Source organism: Neoroseomonas rubea (genome assembly GCF_016106015.1).
Classification (GTDB): domain Bacteria; phylum Pseudomonadota; class Alphaproteobacteria; order Acetobacterales; family Acetobacteraceae; genus Neoroseomonas; species Neoroseomonas rubea.
Genome location: NZ_JACADQ010000480.1, coordinates 1 through 2,292, shown reverse-complemented (window position 1 = coordinate 2,292; position 2,292 = coordinate 1). Strand labels below are relative to the sequence as shown.

General features: G+C 73.7%; 3 protein-coding genes. 2 read left to right on the top strand and 1 reads right to left on the bottom strand.

Annotated features, from left to right (window positions below; translation table 11 throughout):
- Positions 1 to 126: 126 nt before the first annotated feature.
- A complete protein-coding gene (locus HW577_RS23905) occupies positions 127 to 819 on the bottom strand; it encodes an MlaA family lipoprotein (RefSeq protein WP_198378603.1) in 693 nt (230 codons plus the stop codon).
- Between the two features lie 186 nt (positions 820 to 1,005).
- On the opposite strand from HW577_RS23905, the gene HW577_RS23900 reads away from it, so the two are divergent.
- Together HW577_RS23900 and HW577_RS23895 are read left to right on the top strand one after the other, a co-directional pair.
- On the top strand, positions 1,006 to 1,815 hold the full coding sequence (locus HW577_RS23900; RefSeq protein ID WP_198378602.1) for a bestrophin-like domain: 810 nt from the start codon (positions 1,006 to 1,008) through the stop codon (positions 1,813 to 1,815).
- Entirely contained in the window at positions 1,812 to 2,237 is a 426-nt protein-coding gene (locus tag HW577_RS23895; protein WP_198378601.1) for a hypothetical protein, read from the top strand. Before HW577_RS23900 ends, HW577_RS23895 begins: the two co-directional genes overlap by 4 nt.
- The last annotated feature ends 55 nt before the right edge of the window (positions 2,238 to 2,292 follow it).

Here is a 2,292-nt window from a genome sequence, read left to right as displayed (position 1 = left end):
GGCTGGCGGCGCTGGGGGCGAGCGGCGACCCCGCGCGCGCCAGCGCGGCGCGGGGGGAGACGCTGCTGGCCATGCGCATCGGCGCGGCGGTGGCCGAGATCCGCGCGGCCCGGTAGCGGCGGGGCCTCAATCCTCCTCCGCCACCTCCTCCATCCGGTCTGTCGGGCAGGCGAAGGCGCGGCGCTGGAGATAGGCGCTGCGATGGACCGCGTAGGAATCGAGCGCCTCGGCGTCGATCCGGCGGACCTCCTCGGCGAAGGGGGCGTAGCCGACGAACAGGTCGCTCGCGCGCCAGGAGAACACCGCCTCGCTGCCGAAGGTGTTCGACAGCGCCGCATGGGTCGCGAAGGTCGCCCCCGCGTCGCGCAGCGTCGATGGCCCGAGCACCGGGAGCACCAGGAAGGGCCCGCTGGGCACGCCCCAACTGCACAGCGCATCGGCGAGCGCGAAGGGCCGGCGCTGGTAGCCCCAATCCGCCGCGCGGTCGCGCACGCCGCCGAGGCCCACCGTGGTGTTGACGCCGAAGCGGACCACCGCGTTGGCGGCGAGGCGGAACTCGCCGGCCGCGAGGCTCGCCGCGGCCGAGACAGGTTCCCCCAGATTGCCCAGCGCATTCGCCACGCCGGCGCGGAAGCCGGGCGTGGTCGTCGCCATCCAGGCCGCGGCCGCCGGGTCCAGCACCCAGCCGCGCACCACCTGGTTGAAGCCGTGGACGCGGCGGTTCACGCTCTCCAGCGGGTCGCCATTGGCCCGCGCCGGCGGGGCGGCGAGCAGCATCGCGGTGGCGGCGAGAAGGGGGAGAAGGTTCCGGGCGCGCATCCGATGGATCCCTCGGGCTTGGGCCATGAAGGCGCCGGGAGCGACGCCGCCCGCGAGATTAGTTTATTTTTCGTTTACGTGTCACTGGAAATTAAACATTCCATTAACCATTCCGGCCGGCCCCGCCGCTAAGCAGTTGGTCAGGACCGACATGCCAAGCTCGGCCGCCTCATCCACGGCCGGCCCATGGACCTTCTGCTGAACCTCCACGCCCTGCCCGCCACCGCGGCCTATGCGGTGTTCATGCTGGCGGGGGGCGCGAGCGCCGCGCTCGCCTGCGCGCTGCTCGCCCCTATCGTCCGCGCGCCGCAGACCAAGGAGATGCTCGACGTCGCCATGCGCACCACCGGCGCGGTGACGGCGGCGTTGACGCTGACGCTCGCCTTCTGCGCCGTGCAGGCGCGCAGCCACAAGACCGACGCCGACCGCGCCGTCCGGACGGAAACCGCGGCGATCGCCGGCTTCGCGCGCCTCGCCGCGCGCGCCGGCCCGGCGGGGGAGGCGCTGCAGCCGGCGATCCGCGACTATGTGCGCAGCATCGCCGCGGACGAGTTCCAAAGCATGACCGCGAGCGGCCGCAGCCCCGCGACCCAACGCCTGGCCGATGCGCTGGAGGAAGCCGCGTATGCCGCGGCCGCCGGGCTCGGCCAGTCGCTCGCCGACGACATGCTGCAGGAGATGGACACGGTCGAGGCGGCGCGGGAGGCGCGGCTGCACGCCGCCGCCATCCACCTGCCGCAGGAGTTCTGGCTCCTCATCCTGCTGCTGTTCTCGCTGGTGGTCGCGACCGGCCCGCTCTATCCGGCGCGCGCGCATGTCGTCGCCATGCTCGGCATCCAGGCGGCGGGGCTCAGCGCGCTGATCGCCTTCCTGTTCCTGATCGAGCGGCCCTTCCACGGCGTCATGGCGCTCTCGCCCGAGCCCTACCACGTGCTCGACCACGCGCTCGGCCTGCGGGCCGATCCGCTGCGACACGTGCGGACGCTGCGCCATTGACTAGCGCGAGCGGCCCGCCCGCGCGGCGCAGCCCCTGCCTCGCCGCGCTGCACGGCATGGGCGGGCATCTCATGCTGTATGCGGATCGCATCCGCATCCTGCGCCACGGGCCGTGGTTCACCGTCGTCACCCTCGTCTCCCATGTCGAGCGGGAGCTCGAGACGACGATCCGGCTCGACCAGATCGCGGCCGTGCACCTGGTGCGCACCGCCGGGCTGATCCAGTTCCTGCGCTTCTCCTATGCCGGCGCGCCGGCGGCGACCGGCCACGGGCTGCGCGACGCCTTCGCCGAGAACGCCTTCATGCTGGGCCTGGGCGACAACCGCCCGCTGATGCGCATGAAGGCGCGCATCGTCGATGCGCTGGGGCGGACGGGGGCGGAGGCCGAGCCACCGCCGCCCGATAGCCGGGCGGCGCACTGACGCCGGCGGCCGACGGCGCAGGCCGCCGGTCCCGGCCTTCGCGCCCGCCCGCCGC